We start from the raw sequence: 17,320 nt of genomic DNA, 5'->3' as shown, positions 1-17,320 counted from the left end.
GTCGGATCGGCCGGGCTAGAAGGGCACGGCGGCCGCGTCGTTGTGGAAGGCCATCACCAGCAGCGTCGCGATCAACGTCGCGATCAGCAACCAGCTCACCGCGATCACCACCGTCGACCGCCGCCACCGGCGTTTCTTCCTGTCGGTGCGGCGGCGATTGCGCTCGCCCCGCTCGACCCGCTCGTTGAACGACTCTAAACGGGCGGCCAGCCGCGGATCCTCGTCTGTGAGGTGCCGCTCGATCATCGCCAGCATCCGCTCCTCGTCTTGCGACCAGGACATGGCGCACCTCCCAGGGATGCAAGGTGTGTGCCGACGTCGTTCCCCCTAAAGAAGATCGTTAGCCGTTTGGTGGGACGCGATTTGCCCTCGCTTTCCGTTGCGATCATGATCGAACAGATGTTCCAATCATGGGATGCGCTGGGACAACCTGCAACTCATCCCCGAACAGGCCGACAACGCCCTGATCACCAAGGGCGCGGTCGTGCGCACGTTCGACACGCCCGAGTTCCGGGGGGTCACCTTCTACGAGATCCACGCCCGCTCGATCGTCAACCGCGTCCCGGGCGCGAGCCGGGTGCCGTTCGAATGGACCCTCAACCCCTACCGGGGCTGCACCCACGCGTGCGTCTACTGCTTCGCCCGCAACACCCACACCTACCTCGACCTCGACGCGGGCCACGACTTCGACACGAAGATCGTCGTGAAGACCAACGCGGTCGAGCTGCTGCGCCGCGAGCTGGCCGCGCCGCGCTGGCAGGGCGACCCGATCGCGATGGGCACCAACGTCGACCCCTACCAGCGGTGCGAGGGGCGCTACCGGCTGATGCCGGGCATCATCCGGGCCCTCACCGACTTCGCCAACCCCTTCTCCATCCTCACCAAGGGCACCCTGATCCTGCGCGACCTCGACCTGCTCGCCGAGGCGGCGCGGCGGACGCAGGTGTCGGCCGCGATGTCGATCGGCACCACCCACCCCGCCGCCTGGCGGGCCACCGAACCCGGCACCCCGAGCCCGCGCGCCCGGCTCGGCGCGGTGGCCGCGCTCAACGAAGCCGGCGTGCCCTGCTCGGTGCTGATGGCGCCGATCCTGCCCTACCTCACCGACTCCCCCGCCCAGCTGGAGGCGACCGTCAAGGAGATCGCCGAGGCCGGGGCCACCGCGGTGATCCCGCTGGTGCTCCACCTGCGGACCGGCGCGCGCGAGTGGTGGCTCGAATGGCTGGCCCGCGACCATCCGCGCCTGGTGCCGCGCTACCGCGAGCTCTACGGGCGGGGCGCCTACGCGCCCAAGGCCTACCAGCAGAAGATCACCGCGCAGGTGGCCGAGCTGGCCCGCAGGCACGGCATCCGGGAGCGCGCGGCCCGTCAGCCGGCCCTCCCGGCGGAGCCGCCCGTCTCCGAGCAGCTGGGGCTGTTCCGCTAGGACATTTGTCCCGCCGATCCCGGTATCGGGCTCCCTACGACCGCGCCGCCGCCGGAAATAGCGTCGTCGACATGACCGACGCCATCGTCATCCGGGGCCTGCGCAAGGCCTACCGGCACGTCCTCGCCGTCGACGGCCTCAGCCTGACGGTCCCCCAGGGGCAGCGCCTGGCCCTGCTCGGGCCCAACGGCGCGGGCAAGACCACCACCATCAGCGTGCTGCTCGGGCTGCTCGCGCCCGACGCCGGCACCGTCTCCCTCTTCGGCCGCGACCCCCACTCGGCGGTGAACGACGGGCTCGTCGGGGTCATGCAGCAGGAGATCGGGCTGCCGCCCCGCGTCACCGTCCGGGAGCTGGTGCGGTTCGCCCGCGCCGTCTTCCCCGCGCCCCTCCCCTACGACGAGGTCGTCGCCCAGGCGGGGCTCGCCGGGCTCGACCGGTCCCGGGTCGACCGGCTGTCGGGCGGCCAGCGCCAGCGGGTGCGGTACGCCATGGCCCTGGCCGGCGACCCCCAGCTGCTCGTGCTCGACGAACCCACCGCCGGGCTCGACGTCGAGGCCCGCCGCGACTTCTGGAACGGCCTGTCGACGAGCGGCCGCACCGTCGTCTTCTCCAGCCACCACCTCGACGAGGCCGACCGGTACGCCGACCGCATCGCCGTGATGAACCGCGGCCGGCTCGTCGCCGACGGCACCAGCGCCGACATCAAGAAGGGCGGCGACCTCGAGGACGCCTTCCTCGCCCTCATCTCCGGGAGGATCGCATGACCGCCTACATCCGCCTCGAAGTCCGCAAGATGCTGCGCGACCACGGCTTCATCATCATGAGCCTGACCCTGCCGGTCGTGCTCTACCTGATCTTCAGCAACCTCGCGATGGGCGCCCAGGGCCCCGAGGCGCAGGCCGCCGCCGCGGCGTGGAGCATGGTGGGCATGGCCGCCTACGGCGCGCTCGGCGGCGCGTTCAGCAACGGCACCGGCACCAGCGAGGACAAGGCCCTCGGCTGGCTGGCCCAGCTGGCCGTGCTGCCGATCCCGGCCTGGCGGGTCATCGCCGGCAAGGCCGCCACCGGCGCCATCATCGTGGTGCCCTCGATCCTGCTCGTGCTGACCGCCGGAGGGCTGGTCAACGGGGTGCCGCTGACCCCGTTCGAGTGGGTCGCGGTCACCCTGCTGTTATGGGTCGGCACCATCCCGTTCAGCCTGTTCGCGCTGGGCAACGCCTACCTGCTGAGCCCGCAGAACTCGGCCGCCGCCAACCTGGCCGGGTACATCTCGTTGTCGGTCGTCGGCGGCCTGTGGTTCCCGGCCGCGAACTTCCCCGGATGGTTGCAGGCGGTCAGCGAGTGGAGCCCGGTGGCGGCGTACGCGAACCTGCCCTGGGCGGTGCTCTTCGGCGAGGCCCCCTCGCTGCGGTCGGTGCTGCTGCTGCTGGGGTGGACCGCCGTCTTCACCATCTACGCTTTGTACGGTTTCCGCCGGGCCGGGAGGAGCACATGACACCCCGTCAGGGAGGGTTCGCCTTCTGGGTCCTCCTCATGGCCTTCCCGATTCTCGAAACGGTCGCCCGGCCCTCGATCCTCCGCGGGGCGGCCGTGGTCGCGATCACCGGCCTCTACCTCTACACCGCCCGCCGCGAGTCCCTCCTCACCCTGGCCCTGCTCGGCCTCGCGAGCTCGGCCGCCGCCCTGGCCTTCGGCGGCTCCTGGACCTTCACCCTCACGATGAGCGCCGTCCTCACCGGCGCCATCGTGCGCCGCTGGCCCGGCGTGGCGCTGCTGCTGCCGCTCACCGCCGTCGCCGTCGGGGCCGCGATCAGGAGCGACGTCGGCGGGCTGAACGTCGCCTTCTCCGGGTGGGGGGTGTTCGTCGCCGGGCTGGTGCCGTGGATCATCGTGCAGCTGTGGGACACCATCGCCGAGCTCCAGGCCACCCGGCGCGAGCTCGCCCGGGTGGCCGTCTCGGAGGAGCGGCTGCGGTTCTCCCGCGACCTGCACGACCTGCTCGGCCACACCCTGTCGGTCATGGTCGTGAAGGCCGAGGTGGTGCGGCGGCTGGCCCCGAGCGACGGCGCGGCCGCCGCCCGGCAGGCCGCCGACATCGAGGAGATCGGCCGCCAGGCCCTCACCCAGGTCAGGGCCGCCGTCACCGGCTACCGGGGCCGGGGGCTCGACGCCGAGCTCGCCGCCGCCCGCGACGCCCTCGACGCGGCGGGCATCGAACTGACCCTGAGCAGCCCCGGCGCGCCCCTCGCGCCGGAGACCGACGCCCTGCTCGGCTGGGCGGTGCGCGAGGGCGTCACCAACGTGATCCGCCACAGCACCGCCCGGACCTGCGCCATCACCGTCGTCGTCGGCGAGGGCGCCGAGCTGACCATCGCCGACGACGGCGCCGGCGTCACCGGGACCGCGTCCGGGTACGGGCTCGGCGGCCTGCGCGAACGCGTCGAGGCGGCGGGCGGCCGGTTCACCGCCGGGAACGCCCCCGCCGGCGGGTTCCGGCTGAGCGTCGGCGTCCCGGAAGGAGCCACCCCCTGATGATCCGTGTGCTGCTGGCCGAAGACCAGGGCATGATGCGCGGCGCCCTGGCCCTGCTGCTCGGGCTCGAACCCGACATCGAGATCGTCGCCCAGGTCGGCGACGGCACCGAGGTCGTGCCCGCCGCGCTGGAGACCCGGCCCGACGTCGCCCTGCTCGACATCGAGATGCCCGGCCGGGGCGGCCTGGAGGCCGCCGCCGACCTGCGCGACCGGCTGCCCGGCTGCCGCGTGCTGATCCTCACCACGTTCGGCCGCCCCGGCTACCTGCGCCGGGCCATGGACGCCGGGGCGCGGGGCTTCCTCGTCAAGGACGGCCCGGTCGAGGAGCTCGCCGACGCCGTCCGCCGGGTGCTGCGCGGCGAACGGGTCGTCGACCCCGCGCTGGCCGCCGCCGCGTTGTCGGCCGGGCCGAGCCCGCTGACCGACCGCGAACGCGAGATCCTCGCCATCGCCGGCGACGGCGCCACCATCGCCGACCTGGCCGCCCGCCTCCACCTGTCGGAGAGCACGGTCCGCAACTACCTCTCGTCGGCCATCGGCAAGACCGGCACCCGCAACCGCGTCGAGGCCGCCGGGGTGGCCCGCCACAACGGCTGGCTCTAACCCGCCAGCCGGTCGCGCCGCCGGGTGAGCGCCGCGACCTCGGCGGAGTTGCCCGCCAGCTCGATCGCCGTCTCGTACGCCGCCCGCGCCTCCCCGCTGCGGCCGAGCCGGCGCAGCAGGTCGGCCCGGGTCGCGTGGAAGGCGTGGTAGCCGGCCAGGTCGCCGCCCAGCCGTTCGACGGCCGCCAGCGCCACGTCGGGCCCGTCGAGCTCGGCGACCGCCACGGCCCGGTTGAGCGCCGCCACGGGCGAGCGGTCGAGCCTGACCAGCTGGTCGTAGAGGGCGACCACCTGCGACCAGTCGGTGTCGCGCACGTCGCGGGCCGAGGTGTGCACCGCGTTGATCGCCGCGAGGATCTGGTAGCGGCCCGGCGCCTCCCCGGAGGCCAGGCGCTCGCGCACCAGCCGGTGGCCCTCGGCCACGAGCGCCGCGTCCCAGGCCCCGCGGTCCTGTTCGTCGAGGGTGACCAGCTCGCCGGTCCGGGACACCCGGGCGGGCCGCCGGGCCTCGATGAGCAGCATCAGCGCCAGCAGCCCCGCCACCTCGCCGTCGCCGGGCAGCAGGGCCCCGACCAGCCGGGTGAGCCTGATCGCCTCGGCGGTCAGCCCAGGTCGTACCGGATCGGCTCCCGGACCGGTCGCGAGGTAGCCCTCGTTGAAGACGAGGTAGAGGACGGCGAGCACCCCGGAGAGACGGACGGGCAGGTCGGCGGCCGACGGCACCCGGTAGGGCACGCGGGCGTCCTTGATCTTGGCCTTGGCGCGGGTGATGCGCCGCTCCATCGCGGTCTCCCGCACCAGGAAGGCGCGGGCGATCTCGGCCACGGTCAGCCCGCCGACCATACGCAGCGTCAGCGCCACCCGGGTCTCCATCGCCAGCGCCGGGTGGCAGCAGGTGAAGATCAGCCGCAGCCGTTCGTCGCCGACCGCGCCGAGGGGCTCGGGCGGGTCGTCGTCGTCGTACCTCATGAGGGCCTCCCGGTGCCGGTCGTCGCGTTTGCCCTCGCGGCGGACGCGGTCGATCGCCCGGCGGTTGGCGGTCAGGGTCAGCCAGGCCCCGGGATTGGGCGGCACGCCGTCGGCCGGCCACCGCTCGACGGCGGCCGCGAACGCCTCGGCCGCCGCCTCCTCGGCAACGTCGAAATCGCCGAAGCGCCGGGTCAGGGCGGCGACCACCCGCGCCCACTCCTCGTGGTGGGCCCGGGTGATCGCGTCGTGGACGTCGCTCGCCGTCACAGGAACGGCCGGACCTCGACCTTGCGGTTGCAGGCCCGCGACCCCTCGGCGGCGAGCCCGAGCGCCACGTCGAGGTCGGCCGCCTCGACGATCCAGAACCCGGCGAGGAACTCCTTGGACTCCACGAAGGGCCCGTCGGTGACCAGCGTCTCCCCGCCCCGGTTGTCGATCACGGTGGCCGTCGTGGGGGCGCCGAGGCCGCCGGCGAAGACCCAGCGGCCCTCGGCGACCAGCCGGTCGTTGAAGACGTCGATCGCGGCGTCCTCCTCGGGGGTGGCCCGGCCGTCTTCCTCGAAGATCACGGAAAGGAGGTACTGCATGCGGATCAGCTCCTGCGGTGGTGGGCGCCCCTGTCGGGCGGCCCTTCACCCCTGCAACGAAGACCCCCGCCCGGATCCGACAACTCTAGACAGGCGATTCCACGCGCTGGAACGACAACCGCGCGATCGTCTTCTGCCCCTCGGCGTTCGGGTGGAAGAAGTCCCACTTGCTCACCATCGAGACCGGGAACTGGTAACGGAACACCTCGCCCCCGTCGTGGCGGCACAGCGGCCCGTAGGCGGCGCAGGCCCGCGCCATCTCGGTGTTGTACGCCATCACCCGCGCCCGCACCCGATCACGCCGGTCCTCGTCCTTCCGCGCCGTCGAGGTCGGGTTGGCCAGCATCGTCTGGCAGATGCGGGCGATGCCCCAGAACGCCCGCGCCACCGGGTTGTCCTTGGCCACCCGCCACAGGCGCTTCAGGTCGGGGATGCTCAGGATGCGCACCTGCGCGCCGGTCGGGGCCAGCTTGGCCAGCGCCGCGTCGACCCGCGCCCGGTAGGTCGCCACCGGGGTCATCTGGCTCTCGGTCCGCACGCACGCGTCCTGGGCGCCGATGAGGATCGTCACGTAGGTGGCCTTGGCCTTGATGGCCTCGTCCATCTGCTCCATCAGGTCGTCGCTGGTCGCGCCGTTGTACGCGAAGTTGCGGTTGCGGCCCTTGACGTCGACGCCGTCGGCCAGCAGGCGCAGGTAGTGGCTGTTGACGTCTTTGTGGTCGCCGACCGCCCACGAGCGGGACGTGCAGGCGACGTACCAGCCGCAGGCGTTGAAGCCCGCGGTGATCGAGTCGCCGAGCGCCGCGATCGTCATCGGCTGGGTGGACGCCTGGACCGTTCCAGGCCACAGGAGCAGCGCGAGAGCCGCGGCCACCGGCGTGATCTTCTTGATCATGGACACCTCCGGGAGCCAAAGGTAGAGATCACGAACGCCAAGGCTCTATTACCGAGGCGGCAGGCGTCTCTTCCATGACCAAGCTGCTATCGGGTCTTGACACCGGCGTACCGACGAAAGGGACCCGATGTCGAACACGTTCAGTTTCTGCGTAAAGTGGGTGAGGTGAGCGTCGCCCCCGGACTTCATCCCCCGCTCCTGGCCCGCACGGTCCCGGTTCGCGACCCCGGCGACCTCATCTCCCTGCTCCCCGGCCCGGCCGCCTTCTCGTGGGTGCACCACGGCGACGGGCTCGTGGCCTGGGGCGAGGCGCTGCGCGTCACCATACCGCCGGGGCCCGGCCGCTTCGCCTGGGCCCGCGACTGGCTGGCCGGCGCCTTCGGCCACGCCGACGTCGACGACCGGGTCGGGCGTCCCGGCTCCGGGCCGGTCGCCTTCGGCAGCTTCACCTTCGACCCCGCCTCGCCCGGCTCGGTGCTGGTCGTGCCCCGCGTCGTGGTGGCCCGCCGCGACGGGCAGGCCTGGCTGACCACGGTGGGCGAGGAGAACCTCGGGCTGGTCACGCCCGCCGTGCCGCCGGGGCGCATCCGCTACTCCGACGGCGCGCTGACCGCGCCCGGCTGGGAGCACGCCGTCGCCTCCGCCGTCGAGCGCATCACCTCCGGCGGGCTGGAGAAGGTCGTGCTGGCCCGCGACCTCATCGCCACCGCCGAGACCGACATCGACCCGCGGGTCCCGCTGGCCCGGCTCGCCGCGCGCTACCCCGAGTGCTACACCTTCTCGGTCGGCGGCCTCATCGGCGCCACACCCGAACTGCTCGTGCGGCACACCGGGCAGGCCATCGAGTCGCTCGTGCTGGCCGGCACCATCCCCAGCGGCGCCGACCCCGCCACCCTGTTCGACTCGCCGAAAGACCGCTACGAGCACACCTGCGCGGTCGCCTCCGTCGAGGCCGCGCTGAAGCCGCTGTGCGCCGAGCTCGACGTACCGGCCGAACCCGAACTGCTCTCCCTGCCCAACGTGCAGCACCTCGCCAGCCGGGTCACCGGCAGGCTCGGCGACGGCGCGTCGGTGCTCGACGTGGTCGCCGCCCTCCACCCCACGGCCGCCGTCGGCGGCACCCCCACCGACGAGGCCGTCGCGCTGATCCCCCACCTGGAGCAGATGGACCGGGGCGGCTACGCCGGGCCGGTCGGCTGGATCGACGCCCGGGGCGACGGCGAATGGGGCATCGCCCTGCGCTGCGCCCAGCTCGACGGGCCGCGCGCCCGCCTTTTCGCAGGTTGCGGCATCATGGGCGGGTCCGACCCCGCGGCCGAACTGGCCGAGGCGCAGTCGAAGTTCCGCGCCATGCAGTACGCCCTGGAAGGCTGACCCGCACACCCCCTTGGAGGGCCGACCCCTGATCTCCTCCGCCGACCGCCGGGCCCGGGTCGCGGTCGCCCTGCTGTTCCTGACCAACGGCGCGATCTTCGCCAACCTGATGCCGCGCTACCCCGCCATCATCGAGGCGCTCGACCTGTCCAACGCCCAGTTCGGGCTGGCCGTCGCCGCCGTGCCCGCCGGCTCGCTCGCCTCCGGCCTGCTCGCCGGCATCCTCATCCGGCGGGTGCGGTCCTCCCGCGTCGCCGTCGGCGGCATGGTGCTGACCAGCGGGCTCGTGCTGCTCGCCGGGCTCGCGCCCAGCTGGGCGCTGTTCGCCGGGGCGCTCTTCCTCGTCGGGGCGCTCGACTCGGTCGTGGACGTCGCCCAGAACACCCACGGCCTGCGCGTGCAGCGGCTCTACGGCCGCTCGATCATCAACTCCTTCCACGCGATCTGGAGCCTGGGCGCCGTGCTCGGCGGCCTCATGGGCGGCGGCGCCGCGGCCCTGGACCTGTCGCTGGGGCTGCACCTGAGCATCTCGGCGGTCACGTTCGTCATCGTCAACCTGGTCTCCTACCGCTTCCTGCTCCCCGGCCCCGAGCCGCAGGAACCCGTGGAGGCCGCCAGCCCCGGCAAACCCGCCCTGCCGGTCAGGTCGGTCGCCTACGGCGCGCTCGCGCTGCTCGCGGTCATCGCGATCTGCGGCGCCACCGTCGAGGACGCCGGCGGCACCTGGGCCGCCGTCTACCTGTCGGGCTCGCTCGGCGCGGCCCCCGGCATCGCGGCGTTCGGCCTGGTCGCCGTGGTCGGCGCGCAGTTCGTCGGGCGCGCGCTGGGCGACCGGTTCGTCGACCGCTGGGGCCAGGCGGCCGTCGCCCGGGTCGGCGGGCTGCTGATCGCGGCCGGATTCGGGCTCGCGCTGGCCTTCCCGAGCGTGCCCGGCACCATCGCCGGGTTCGGCCTGGCCGGGTTCGGCAGCGCCACCCTCATCCCCGGCGCCATGCACACCGCCGACCAGCTCCCCGGCTTCCGCCCCGGCACCGGGCTCACCCTGCTGTCGTGGCTGCTGCGCGCCGGTTTCCTCTGTACGCCGCCGCTGGTCGGCCTCATCGCCGACGCGAGCTCGCTCCGGGCAGGCCTGCTGGTGGTCCCGATCGCCGGGCTCATCGTGGTGCTCTGTTCAGGCGTCTTCCGCCCGGACGAACAGCGGCTCGCCCGCTGACGCACGGGCCCGGCCGGCCGTCGCGGTGGCCAGCCACTCGTCGAAGGCGGCCGGGTCGGCCACCGCGACGTCGAAGGAGACTTCCGAGCCGTAGGCGACCCCGCGCACGTCGTGGCGGCCGCGCAGGTCGTTCTCCAGCCGGCCCGCATGGGCGTGGTCGATCGACACCGTCACCAGGCGGGCCTCGACCATCGTCACCGGGGTCACCCGGTCGAGGGTCTCCCCCACCGCGCCGCCGTAGGCGCGCACCAGCCCGCCCGCGCCCAGCAGCACGCCGCCGAAGAAGCGGGTCACCACCGTGACCACGTCGGCGTAGCCGCGCTTGAGCAGCACGTCGAGCATCGGGGTGCCGGCCGTGCCGCCGGGTTCGCCGTCGTCGTCGGAGCGGCGCGCGCCGGCGCCGATCACGTAGGCGGTGCAGTTGTGGGTGGCGTCGGCGTAGCGCGCCCGGCGGGCCGTGATGAACTCGCGGGCGGCCTGTTCCGAGGGGGCCGGCGCGACGGCGCAGACGAACCGCGACCGCCGCACCTCCGTCTCGTGTTCGACCACGTCGTCGAGGGTCTTGTACGGCACCGCGACAGACTAGCCCCGACCCGGCGCCTTTACAAAGTAGATCCCAATGAGGGGAGGTTGACCACGATCGCCTCCTGCGACGACCGGGCGATCACCACCACCGCCTCCTCGTCGGGCGAGGGGTTCTCCTCCCTATGGGGCGTGAACGGCGGCACGAACACGTAGTCGCCCGGCGAGGTGTCGATCCGCCGCTCCGCGCCGTCGTCGCCGAGGAAGACGAACGACGGGTGCCCGCTGACGACGTAGATCGCGGTCTCGGAGTCGCCGTGGTGGTGGTCGGCCGACCGCGTCGAGGGGGCGACGTGGGTCTGCCCCATCCACAGCCGGGACGACCCGACGCTCGGCCCGCTGATGGCCGCCCGCCGGTACATGCCCGACGACTGGGCCGTCTCGTCGGACAACCCGGCGGGCACGACGTGGTGCAGCGGTTCGTGGAACGACAAAGCGGTCTCCTAGGTGAACGACCCGAAGGCGCCGTCATGGTAGAGGAGCGGCCGCCGGCCGGGGATCGTCTCCCCCTCGGTGACCAGGCCGACCACCAGGCGGTGGTCCCCCGCCACGAACCGTTCCCTGATCTCGCACCGCAACCACGCCGCCACGCCGCCGATCACCGGTTCGCCGGTCGGCAGGGTGGTCCAGGGGGTCTCGACGCCGAACCGCTCGGCCCCGCTGCGGGCGAACAGCGCGGCCAGGTCACGCTGCGACTCGCTCAGGATGTGCACGACGAAACTGTCCCGGTCGCGGATCGCCGGCCAGCTCGACGACCCCAGCCCGATGCCGAAGGTGACCAGCGGCGGCTCCATCGAGACGGAGGCGAGCGAGGTGGCGGTGAACCCCACCGGCCCCGCCGTGGTCACGACCGCCACTCCGGCGGCGTGGCGGCGGAAGGCGCTGCGGAACAGGTCGCGGGTGTCGGTCGAGACGTCGGGGGGAATTCTCATGGTTCCACCTCTGGGGCGCGGGATATCCGACACGGCCGTCACGGGGTTCCTTTCGATCAGGTCCTCTCATCGTAGAAATACCCCCAATACCTGTCAATATAGTAGGGAATTGAGAACCCGCTCCCCCGTGCCCGGTACCGCACCGGTTACGAGCGGGCCCGCCGCCGCACCCACACCATGGTCGCCAGGCCGAACACGACCACCAGGACCAGAGCCGCCCACGACAGCTCCTTCAGCCACCGCTCGGCCGCCACGCCCAGGTAGTAGACGACCGCCGTGGTGCCGCCGGCCCACACGATCGCGCCCAGCACGTTGGCGGCCAGGAACCGCCAGTAGGGCAGGTGCAGCGCCCCCGCCAGCGGCCCCGCCAGGATGCGCAGCAGCGCCACGAACCGCCCGAAGAACACCGCCCACACGCCCCAGCGCCGGAACAGCGCCTTGGCCCGGCCGATGTGCTCGGGCCCGAAGTGCCGGGGGAAACGCCGCCCCAGCCGGTCGAACAGCCTCTGCCCGCCCCGGTGCCCGATGAAGAAGCCGGCCGAGTCGCCGACGATCGCCCCGGCGGTCGCGCACCCGCCGACCAGCAGCGGGTCGACGATGCCCTTCGCCGCCATCAGCGACGCGCTGACCAGCACGATCTCACCCGGCAACGGGATGCCGAGACTCTCGAGCCCGATGACCAGACCCACGACGACGTAGATCCAGACGTCCGGGATCGACTCCAGCCACTGTTCGAGATGCATCCGACTCCCCTCAGCCGATCGCCGCCCGCACGGCGTCGCGCATCGCCACGTGGACCGCCGCGTTCGCGTCGCGGTCGGTCCGGGCCTCCACCAGGCGGGGCCCCTCGCCGCGGATCGCCTTGGCCAGGTCGTCGGGGTCGCTGACGACGCTGTAGGGCGTGCCGGTCGCCGCCGCGAGGTAGCCGAGGTCGACGCCGTGGGGCGCGCCGAAGATCCGCTCGAACGATCCGCCGAGCGACGACTGCGGCAGCAGCGAGAAGATCCCGCCGCCGTCGTTGTTGACCACCACGACGCACAGGTCGGGCCGGGGCTCCCGGGACCCGATGACCAGCCCGTTCTGGTCGTGGAGGAAGGACAGGTCGCCCATCAGGGCGTAGGCGCGGCCGTGGTGGGCCAGCGCCGCCCCGGCCGCCGTCGACACCAGGCCGTCGATGCCGGAGGCCCCCCGGTTGGCCATCAGCCGTACCCCGCGCCGGGGCCGCATGGCCTGGTCGAGGTCGCGGATCGGCATCGAGGAGCCGCAGAACAGCAGCGAGCCGTTGGGGATGATCGCGGCCAGGTCGCGGGCCAGCCGGGGCTCGCTCAGCCCGCCCGCGTCGAGCACGTCGTCGACGGCGTGGCGGGCCGCCATCTCGGCCCGCCGCCAGGCGTTCAGCCACTGGTCGCCGCCGGCCGCCACCGGGATCTCGACCGCCTGGGCGACCTGGGTGGCCGAGCGCGTCGGATCGGGCCACCGGGTCAGGTCGCGGGCCACCACGACGTGTTCCTGGGCCCGCTTCAGCCAGGCCAGCAGGGGCCGCGACAGGCCGGGACGCCCGAGCGTGACGACCACGTCGGGCTGGTGGGCCTCGGCGAACCCGGGGGTGCCGAGCAGGAAGTGGTAGGTCGAGATCGCGGTGTCGCCGTAGCGTCCGCCGCCGTTGGGCTCCGAGAGCACCGGCCAGCCCGCCATGCCGGCCGCCGCGACGTAGCGCCGCACGTTGACCGCGCCGTCGCCGACCACCAGGACCCCGCGCCGGGTCGCCGGGATGTGCAGCGCCGACGACGGCGGGGCCACCCGGGCCCGCACCCACGGCCCGTTCGCGTCGAGCGTCTCGGGCCAGTCGTCGTTGCCGTCGGGGACGAGCGGCTCGCGGAACGCCACGTTCAGGTGGACCGGGCCGGGGTCGCCCGGCCCCTCGGCCCGCTGGTAGGCGCGGCAGGCCAGCGACCGCCAGTAGGCCACCTGCCCCGGCCGCTCTTCCGGCACCCCGATCTCGGCGAACCACCGCACGGCCGAGCCGAACAGCTTCACCTGGTCGATCGTCTGATTGGCGCCGGTCCCGCGCAGCTCCGGCGGCCGGTCGGCGGTCAGCAGCAGCAGCGGCACCCCCGCCTCGCTCGCCTCGATCACGGCGGGGTGCAGGTTGGCGGCGGCCGTGCCGGACGTGGTGACGACGGCGACCGGCTTCTCCAGGCGCCGGGCCAGCCCGAGCGCGAGGAACCCGGCCGAGCGTTCGTCGGTGCGCACGTGGAGCCGGATCCGGGGGTCGTCGTGGAGCGCCAGCGCCAGGGGCGCCGACCGGGACCCGGGGGCGACCACCGCCTCGGTGACCCCGCACCGCGCCAGTTCGTCGACGAGTACGGTCGCCAGCGCGGTAGCCGGATTCACCTGGCGGCCCCCTCCATCCGCCGAATCCACTCCGGCGACTCGATCTCGAAACGCGCCAGGGCGTCCTCGCTGACTTCGGGACGCCGCACGCGCAGGACTCCCTGCTGCTCTGCCAGCGGATCGGCCACGACATCCCCGGCCAGAAGCGACATGGTCCCGAGTCCGCAAGCGTACGGCAATTCCGGCAACGCGGCGGCCAGCGCCAGCCCCGCCGCCAGCCCCACCGAGGTCTCCACCGCCGACGACACGACGGCCGGCAGACCGCACGCCTCCACCACCCGCAGGGCGTTCGCGACCCCGCCGAGCGGCTGCACCTTCACGACCGCGACGTCGGCCGCCTCGGCCGCCCTGACCTTCAGCGGGTCCTCGGCCTTGCGGATCGACTCGTCGGCGGCGACCGGCACGTCGACCCGCCGCCGGACCCGGGCCAGCTCGCCGAGGGTCGCGCAGGGCTGCTCGACGTACTCCAGGGTGAACCGGTCGAGTTCCTTGATCGCGCGGACGGCCTCGTCGACGTCCCAGCCGCCGTTGGCGTCGACCCGGACCTTCCCGCCCGGACCCAGGGCGTCGCGCACCGCCTCGACGCGGGCCAGGTCGTCGGCGAGGCTCTGGCCGGTCTCGGCGACCTTGACCTTGGCCGTCGCGCAGCCCGAGGCGCGCACCATCGCGGCGGCCTTCTCCGGCCCGACCGCCGGCACGGTGGTGTTCACCGGCACGACCTCGCGCACCGGTTCGGGCCAGCCGTCGAAGGCGGCCTCCCGCGCGCAGGCCAGCCAGCGGGCCGACTCGGCCGGGCCGTACTCGGGGAAGGGGGAGAACTCCCCCCACCCGTGGGGACCCCTGATCAGGATGCCCTCCCGTGCGGTCTGCCCCCGGAACCGGACCACCATGGGAATCCGGAACACCCGCAGCTCCACGCCGCCCTCCCCGCTCTCCGGCACCGGCCCGGCTACCCTGACCAGGTGGTCGATCGTCCGGTGCACGCCCTCGTCCTGCCGCCAGGCCCCGCCCTCGCCGAGGCGGTGGCCGCCGCGCTCGACGGCGGCCCGGCGATCCTGCCGGTCGCGCCATCGTTGCCCGATCGGGCGGTCAGGGCCCTGTTCGACACGCTACGGCCGACCCATGTCACCACACCCGACGGCACGAGCGTGCTCCCGGAGGGCGTACCGGCAGAAGAGGACACGGCCGTGATCATCGCCACATCGGGGTCCACCGGGGCCCCGAAGGGCGTGGAACTCTCGGCGCGGGCGCTGCTGGCCTCGGCGCGGGCCTCGCTCGACCGGATCGGCGCCAAGCCCGGCGACCGGTGGTTGTGCTGCCTGCCCCCCTCCCACGTGTCGGGGCTCCAGGTCATCACTCGGGCGTTGTTGTGCGGCACCGACCCCATCGTCCACGAGGGCTTCGACCCCGACCGGGTCATGGCGTCGGGGGCCGACCACGTGTCGCTGGTGCCGACCCAGCTGCGCCGCCTGCCCGAAGTGTCGGCGTTCACCACGATCCTGCTGGGCGGCGCCCCGGCCACGGCCGACCTGAAGGCCCGCCACCCGCGGATCTTCCACACCTACGGCATGACCGAGACCTGCGGCGGCTGCGTGTACGACGGCCGCCCCCTTGACAATGTAGATCTCAAACTCGACGCCGAGGGCCGGGTCATGATCGCCGGTCCGATGCTGATGAACGGCCACCGCCTCGGCCCCCGCCTGGCCGGCCCCTGGTTCACCACCAGCGACCTCGGCGAGCTCGACGAAAGCGGGCTGCGCATCCTCGGCCGGGCCGACGACGTGATCAACACCGGCGGCCAGAAGGTGGTCGCCGGGGTCGTGCAGAGCGTGCTGGCGAGCCACCCCAAGGTCCGGGAGGTCGCCGTGATCGGCAGGCCCGACCCCGAGTGGGGGCAGATCGTGGTGGCCGTGGTGGCGGGCGAGGCGACGCTGGAGGAGCTGCGCAGCCATGCCAAATCGGAACTGCCCGCCTATGCCGCACCGAAGGCGTTGGTGCAGGTCACGGCGCTTCCGCTGCTCCCGAACGGCAAACCCGATATGGTTACCATACGGAACCAAGTGTGACAATCATCCGTCATACGATCAGGTAGGCCGACGAAAGGAAGCAGATCCATGATCCCGACCCCGAGGATGCTGGTCTCCGCAGGGATCGTCGGTGTCATCGTCGTCGGCGGCGTGGCCGTGGCGGCCACCGCGTCCACCGGCCGCCTGGAATTCGAGCAGCAGCGTTTGCTCAAGACCGTCGGGGGCACGGGAGTCTCCACGCCGACGCCGGAGCCCGTTCCGTCCAACGTCGTGGTCAGGGAACTCGAGACCGACCCCGAGGAGGTCGGCGGCTACTGGACCCCCGAGAACCTGGAGCAGGCCGACCCCATGCCGATCCCCCGCGTCGAAGTGACCCTCAACTGACCAGACCGCCTATTTCCGTGCGGTTTAGGTAACACGGGAACAAATATCCGGCGTTGGCGTTCTTACTAAGGCAGCCGCGTGGCGTGTGGGCGCCCGGGCATTGCCAGAACCCATTGACGACGAATCTTTGATCTCCGCGAAGGAGGAGGTGTCCTCATGCCCCGAACCGCCGTGGCGTCTGCCTCGCCCGCGCGTGAGGCTGTTCCGACGACTCTCGACCAGCTCCTGGAGCGGGGCCGCAAGCAGGGCCACCTTTCCCTGACCGAGCTCCGCGAGGCGTTCTCCGACGCCGGCGTGAGCGCGACCAAGGCCCGTGGCATCCTGCGCGGCCTCACCGAGGCCGGGGTGACGCTCGGAGAGGGCTCCGACGACACTACGAAGGCTACGACCCCTGTCAAGGACGACCCCGACCTCGCCGAAGCCGAGGTGGAGGCCGAGACCGCCGGGGTGGTGGACCTCGACGACACGTCCTCGGCGATGGGCGACTCCGTCCACACCTACCTGAAGTCGATCGGCCGCCGCACCCTGCTCACCGCCGCCCAGGAGGTGGAGCTGGCCCGCCGCATCGAAGCGGGCCTGTACGCCGAGTACAAGCTCGACCTGGCCGAGGAGACCGGCAAGCGGCTGTCGGCCGTCGAGCGCGAAGACCTGGAATGGGTCATCGAGGACGGCCGCCGCGCCAAGGACCACATGCTGGAGGCCAACCTCCGCCTGGTGGTCTCGGTGGCGAAGAAGTACACCGACCGGGGCATGGCCCTGCTCGACGTGGTGCAGGAGGGCAACCTAGGCCTCATAAGGGCCGTGGAGAAGTTCGACTACACCAAGGGCTTCAAGTTCTCGACCTACGCCATGTGGTGGATCCGGCAGGCCATCCAGCGCGGCTTCGCCGACTCCGCCCGCACCATCCGGCTCCCGGTCCACGTCCTGGAGATGCTCTCGAAGCTCTCCCGTGTGGAGCGTGACATGCACCAGCGCCTCGGCCGCGAACCCACGCCGGAGGAGCTGGCCGTGGAGCTCGACAAGACCCCCGACCAGATCGAGGAGCTGCTGCGCACCAGCCGCCAGCCGATCAGCCTCGACAGCACCATCGGCGAGGACGGCGAGACCCGGATCGGCGACCTCATCGAGGACGTCGACTCCCTGGAGGCCTCCGAGGTGGTCGACCGGCAGCTGCTGGCCGAGCAGCTCAAGGGCGTGCTGAACAACCTGTCGCCGCGGGAGGCCAAGATCATGGCCCTGCGGTTCGGCCTGGCCGACGGCAAGCCGCACACGCTCGACGAGATCGGCAAGCACCTGGGCCTGACCCGCGAGCGCATCCGCCAGCTGGAGAAGGAGTCCCTCTCCAAGCTCCGCCACCCCAGCAACGCCCGCCCGCTGCTCGACTGGGCGAGCTAGAAC

Annotated in this window: 20 protein-coding genes; 10 read left to right on the top strand and 10 right to left on the bottom strand. The window is 72.7% G+C overall.

From position 1 onward, the window contains the following. Positions 1-15 precede the first annotated feature (15 nt). Positions 16-282, bottom strand: a complete 267-nt coding sequence (locus AW274_RS23520) for a DUF3040 domain-containing protein (RefSeq protein WP_062332313.1) — start codon at positions 280-282, stop codon at positions 16-18. 133 nt (positions 283-415) lie between these two features. Here AW274_RS23520 and AW274_RS23515 point away from each other — a divergent pair, with 133 nt between their 5' ends. The 5 genes from AW274_RS23515 (at position 416) to AW274_RS23495 (ending at position 4,566) form a co-directional block, all read left to right on the top strand. Next, a complete protein-coding gene (locus AW274_RS23515) occupies positions 416-1,426 on the top strand; it encodes an Rv2578c family radical SAM protein (protein ID WP_062436339.1) in 1,011 nt (336 codons plus the stop codon). 71 nt (positions 1,427-1,497) lie between these two features. Beyond that, on the top strand, positions 1,498-2,193 hold the full coding sequence (locus tag AW274_RS23510; RefSeq protein WP_062436338.1) for an ABC transporter ATP-binding protein: 696 nt from the start codon (positions 1,498-1,500) through the stop codon (positions 2,191-2,193). After that, positions 2,190-2,924: an ABC transporter permease gene (locus AW274_RS23505; protein WP_062436337.1), complete on the top strand. Its 735-nt coding sequence runs from the start codon at positions 2,190-2,192 to the stop codon at positions 2,922-2,924. The genes AW274_RS23510 and AW274_RS23505 overlap by 4 nt, the downstream gene beginning before the upstream one ends. Then, a complete protein-coding gene (locus AW274_RS23500) occupies positions 2,921-3,961 on the top strand; it encodes a sensor histidine kinase (RefSeq protein ID WP_062436336.1) in 1,041 nt (346 codons plus the stop codon). The genes AW274_RS23505 and AW274_RS23500 overlap by 4 nt, the downstream gene beginning before the upstream one ends. Next, on the top strand, positions 3,961-4,566 hold the full coding sequence (locus AW274_RS23495) for a response regulator transcription factor (RefSeq protein ID WP_062436335.1): 606 nt from the start codon (positions 3,961-3,963) through the stop codon (positions 4,564-4,566). The genes AW274_RS23500 and AW274_RS23495 overlap by 1 nt, the downstream gene beginning before the upstream one ends. Here the strand turns inward: AW274_RS23495 and AW274_RS23490 are convergent. The 3 genes from AW274_RS23490 to AW274_RS23480 all read right to left on the bottom strand — a co-directional run bounded on the left by AW274_RS23490 (position 4,563) and on the right by AW274_RS23480 (position 7,016). Further along, on the bottom strand, positions 4,563-5,801 hold the full coding sequence (locus AW274_RS23490) for an RNA polymerase sigma factor (protein WP_062436334.1): 1,239 nt from the start codon (positions 5,799-5,801) through the stop codon (positions 4,563-4,565). The genes AW274_RS23495 and AW274_RS23490 overlap by 4 nt on opposite strands. Continuing rightward, a complete protein-coding gene (locus AW274_RS23485; RefSeq protein WP_062436333.1) occupies positions 5,798-6,121 on the bottom strand; it encodes a YciI family protein in 324 nt (107 codons plus the stop codon). Before AW274_RS23485 ends, AW274_RS23490 begins: the two co-directional genes overlap by 4 nt. Before the next feature lie 85 nt (positions 6,122-6,206). Continuing rightward, on the bottom strand, positions 6,207-7,016 hold the full coding sequence (locus tag AW274_RS23480; RefSeq protein WP_062436331.1) for a GDSL-type esterase/lipase family protein: 810 nt from the start codon (positions 7,014-7,016) through the stop codon (positions 6,207-6,209). A 165-nt stretch (positions 7,017-7,181) separates the two neighbouring features. On the opposite strand from AW274_RS23480, the gene AW274_RS23475 reads away from it, so the two are divergent. Together AW274_RS23475 and AW274_RS23470 are read left to right on the top strand one after the other, a co-directional pair. Then, positions 7,182-8,390, top strand: coding sequence for an isochorismate synthase (locus tag AW274_RS23475; RefSeq protein WP_062437858.1), 1,209 nt, complete (start codon positions 7,182-7,184; stop codon positions 8,388-8,390). A gap of 13 nt (positions 8,391-8,403) precedes the next feature. Continuing rightward, the gene (locus tag AW274_RS23470) at positions 8,404-9,603 is read left to right on the top strand and encodes an MFS transporter (RefSeq protein WP_062436328.1); all 1,200 of its coding nucleotides are present in this window, start codon (positions 8,404-8,406) and stop codon (positions 9,601-9,603) included. On the opposite strand, the gene AW274_RS23465 is transcribed toward AW274_RS23470, so the two are convergent. The 6 genes from AW274_RS23465 to AW274_RS23440 all read right to left on the bottom strand — a co-directional run bounded on the left by AW274_RS23465 (position 9,562) and on the right by AW274_RS23440 (position 14,422). Continuing rightward, positions 9,562-10,176 (bottom strand): IMPACT family protein, encoded by a 615-nt coding sequence (locus tag AW274_RS23465; protein WP_062436326.1) that lies wholly within the window; start codon positions 10,174-10,176, stop codon positions 9,562-9,564. The two genes, AW274_RS23470 and AW274_RS23465, sit on opposite strands and share 42 nt — an antisense overlap. A 29-nt stretch (positions 10,177-10,205) precedes the next feature. After that, positions 10,206-10,619 carry a cupin domain-containing protein gene (locus tag AW274_RS23460; protein WP_062436323.1) on the bottom strand — a complete coding sequence of 138 codons (414 nt, stop codon included), beginning with the start codon at positions 10,617-10,619 and terminating at the stop codon, positions 10,206-10,208. 9 nt (positions 10,620-10,628) lie between these two features. Next, positions 10,629-11,117: a flavin reductase family protein gene (locus AW274_RS23455; protein WP_062436321.1), complete on the bottom strand. Its 489-nt coding sequence runs from the start codon at positions 11,115-11,117 to the stop codon at positions 10,629-10,631. Between the two features lie 146 nt (positions 11,118-11,263). Continuing rightward, on the bottom strand, positions 11,264-11,860 hold the full coding sequence (locus AW274_RS23450) for a DedA family protein (protein WP_062436319.1): 597 nt from the start codon (positions 11,858-11,860) through the stop codon (positions 11,264-11,266). A gap of 10 nt (positions 11,861-11,870) precedes the next feature. Beyond that, positions 11,871-13,511, bottom strand: coding sequence for a 2-succinyl-5-enolpyruvyl-6-hydroxy-3-cyclohexene-1-carboxylic-acid synthase (menD, locus tag AW274_RS23445; RefSeq protein ID WP_062436317.1), 1,641 nt, complete (start codon positions 13,509-13,511; stop codon positions 11,871-11,873). Further along, positions 13,508-14,422 carry an o-succinylbenzoate synthase gene (locus tag AW274_RS23440; protein ID WP_083974897.1) on the bottom strand — a complete coding sequence of 305 codons (915 nt, stop codon included), beginning with the start codon at positions 14,420-14,422 and terminating at the stop codon, positions 13,508-13,510. The genes menD and AW274_RS23440 overlap by 4 nt, the downstream gene beginning before the upstream one ends. A 51-nt stretch (positions 14,423-14,473) precedes the next feature. Here AW274_RS23440 and AW274_RS23435 point away from each other — a divergent pair, with 51 nt between their 5' ends. The 3 genes from AW274_RS23435 (at position 14,474) to AW274_RS23425 (ending at position 17,317) form a co-directional block, all read left to right on the top strand. Next, the gene (locus tag AW274_RS23435; protein WP_062436313.1) at positions 14,474-15,577 is read left to right on the top strand and encodes an AMP-binding protein; all 1,104 of its coding nucleotides are present in this window, start codon (positions 14,474-14,476) and stop codon (positions 15,575-15,577) included. A 48-nt stretch (positions 15,578-15,625) separates the two neighbouring features. Continuing rightward, on the top strand, positions 15,626-15,922 hold the full coding sequence (locus tag AW274_RS23430; RefSeq protein WP_062436311.1) for a hypothetical protein: 297 nt from the start codon (positions 15,626-15,628) through the stop codon (positions 15,920-15,922). Between the two features lie 156 nt (positions 15,923-16,078). Continuing rightward, positions 16,079-17,317 (top strand): RNA polymerase sigma factor, encoded by a 1,239-nt coding sequence (locus AW274_RS23425; protein WP_062436309.1) that lies wholly within the window; start codon positions 16,079-16,081, stop codon positions 17,315-17,317. Positions 17,318-17,320 lie beyond the last annotated feature (3 nt).

Source organism: Herbidospora daliensis, assembly GCF_001570585.1.
In the GTDB taxonomy this organism is placed as follows: Bacteria; Actinomycetota; Actinomycetes; order Streptosporangiales; family Streptosporangiaceae; genus Herbidospora; species Herbidospora daliensis.
The sequence above is the reverse complement of the archived record's forward strand: the minus strand, read 5'-3'. Positions and strand labels throughout refer to the sequence as shown.

What these genes read in the sequence shown, in the direction of transcription:
- AW274_RS23520 (WP_062332313.1), bottom strand. Translation starts at nt 282, where the DNA reads ATGTCCTGGTCGCAAGACGAGGAGCGGATGCTGGCGATGATCGAGCGG.
- AW274_RS23515 (WP_062436339.1), top strand. Translation starts at nt 416, where the DNA reads ATGCGCTGGGACAACCTGCAACTCATCCCCGAACAGGCCGACAACGCC.
- AW274_RS23510 (WP_062436338.1), top strand. Translation starts at nt 1,498, where the DNA reads ATGACCGACGCCATCGTCATCCGGGGCCTGCGCAAGGCCTACCGGCAC.
- AW274_RS23505 (WP_062436337.1), top strand. Translation starts at nt 2,190, where the DNA reads ATGACCGCCTACATCCGCCTCGAAGTCCGCAAGATGCTGCGCGACCAC.
- AW274_RS23500 (WP_062436336.1), top strand. Translation starts at nt 2,921, where the DNA reads ATGACACCCCGTCAGGGAGGGTTCGCCTTCTGGGTCCTCCTCATGGCC.
- AW274_RS23495 (WP_062436335.1), top strand. Translation starts at nt 3,961, where the DNA reads ATGATCCGTGTGCTGCTGGCCGAAGACCAGGGCATGATGCGCGGCGCC.
- AW274_RS23485 (WP_062436333.1), bottom strand. Translation starts at nt 6,121, where the DNA reads ATGCAGTACCTCCTTTCCGTGATCTTCGAGGAAGACGGCCGGGCCACC.
- AW274_RS23480 (WP_062436331.1), bottom strand. Translation starts at nt 7,016, where the DNA reads ATGATCAAGAAGATCACGCCGGTGGCCGCGGCTCTCGCGCTGCTCCTG.
- AW274_RS23455 (WP_062436321.1), bottom strand. Translation starts at nt 11,117, where the DNA reads ATGAGAATTCCCCCCGACGTCTCGACCGACACCCGCGACCTGTTCCGC.
- AW274_RS23450 (WP_062436319.1), bottom strand. Translation starts at nt 11,860, where the DNA reads ATGCATCTCGAACAGTGGCTGGAGTCGATCCCGGACGTCTGGATCTAC.
- AW274_RS23430 (WP_062436311.1), top strand. Translation starts at nt 15,626, where the DNA reads ATGATCCCGACCCCGAGGATGCTGGTCTCCGCAGGGATCGTCGGTGTC.
- AW274_RS23425 (WP_062436309.1), top strand. Translation starts at nt 16,079, where the DNA reads ATGCCCCGAACCGCCGTGGCGTCTGCCTCGCCCGCGCGTGAGGCTGTT.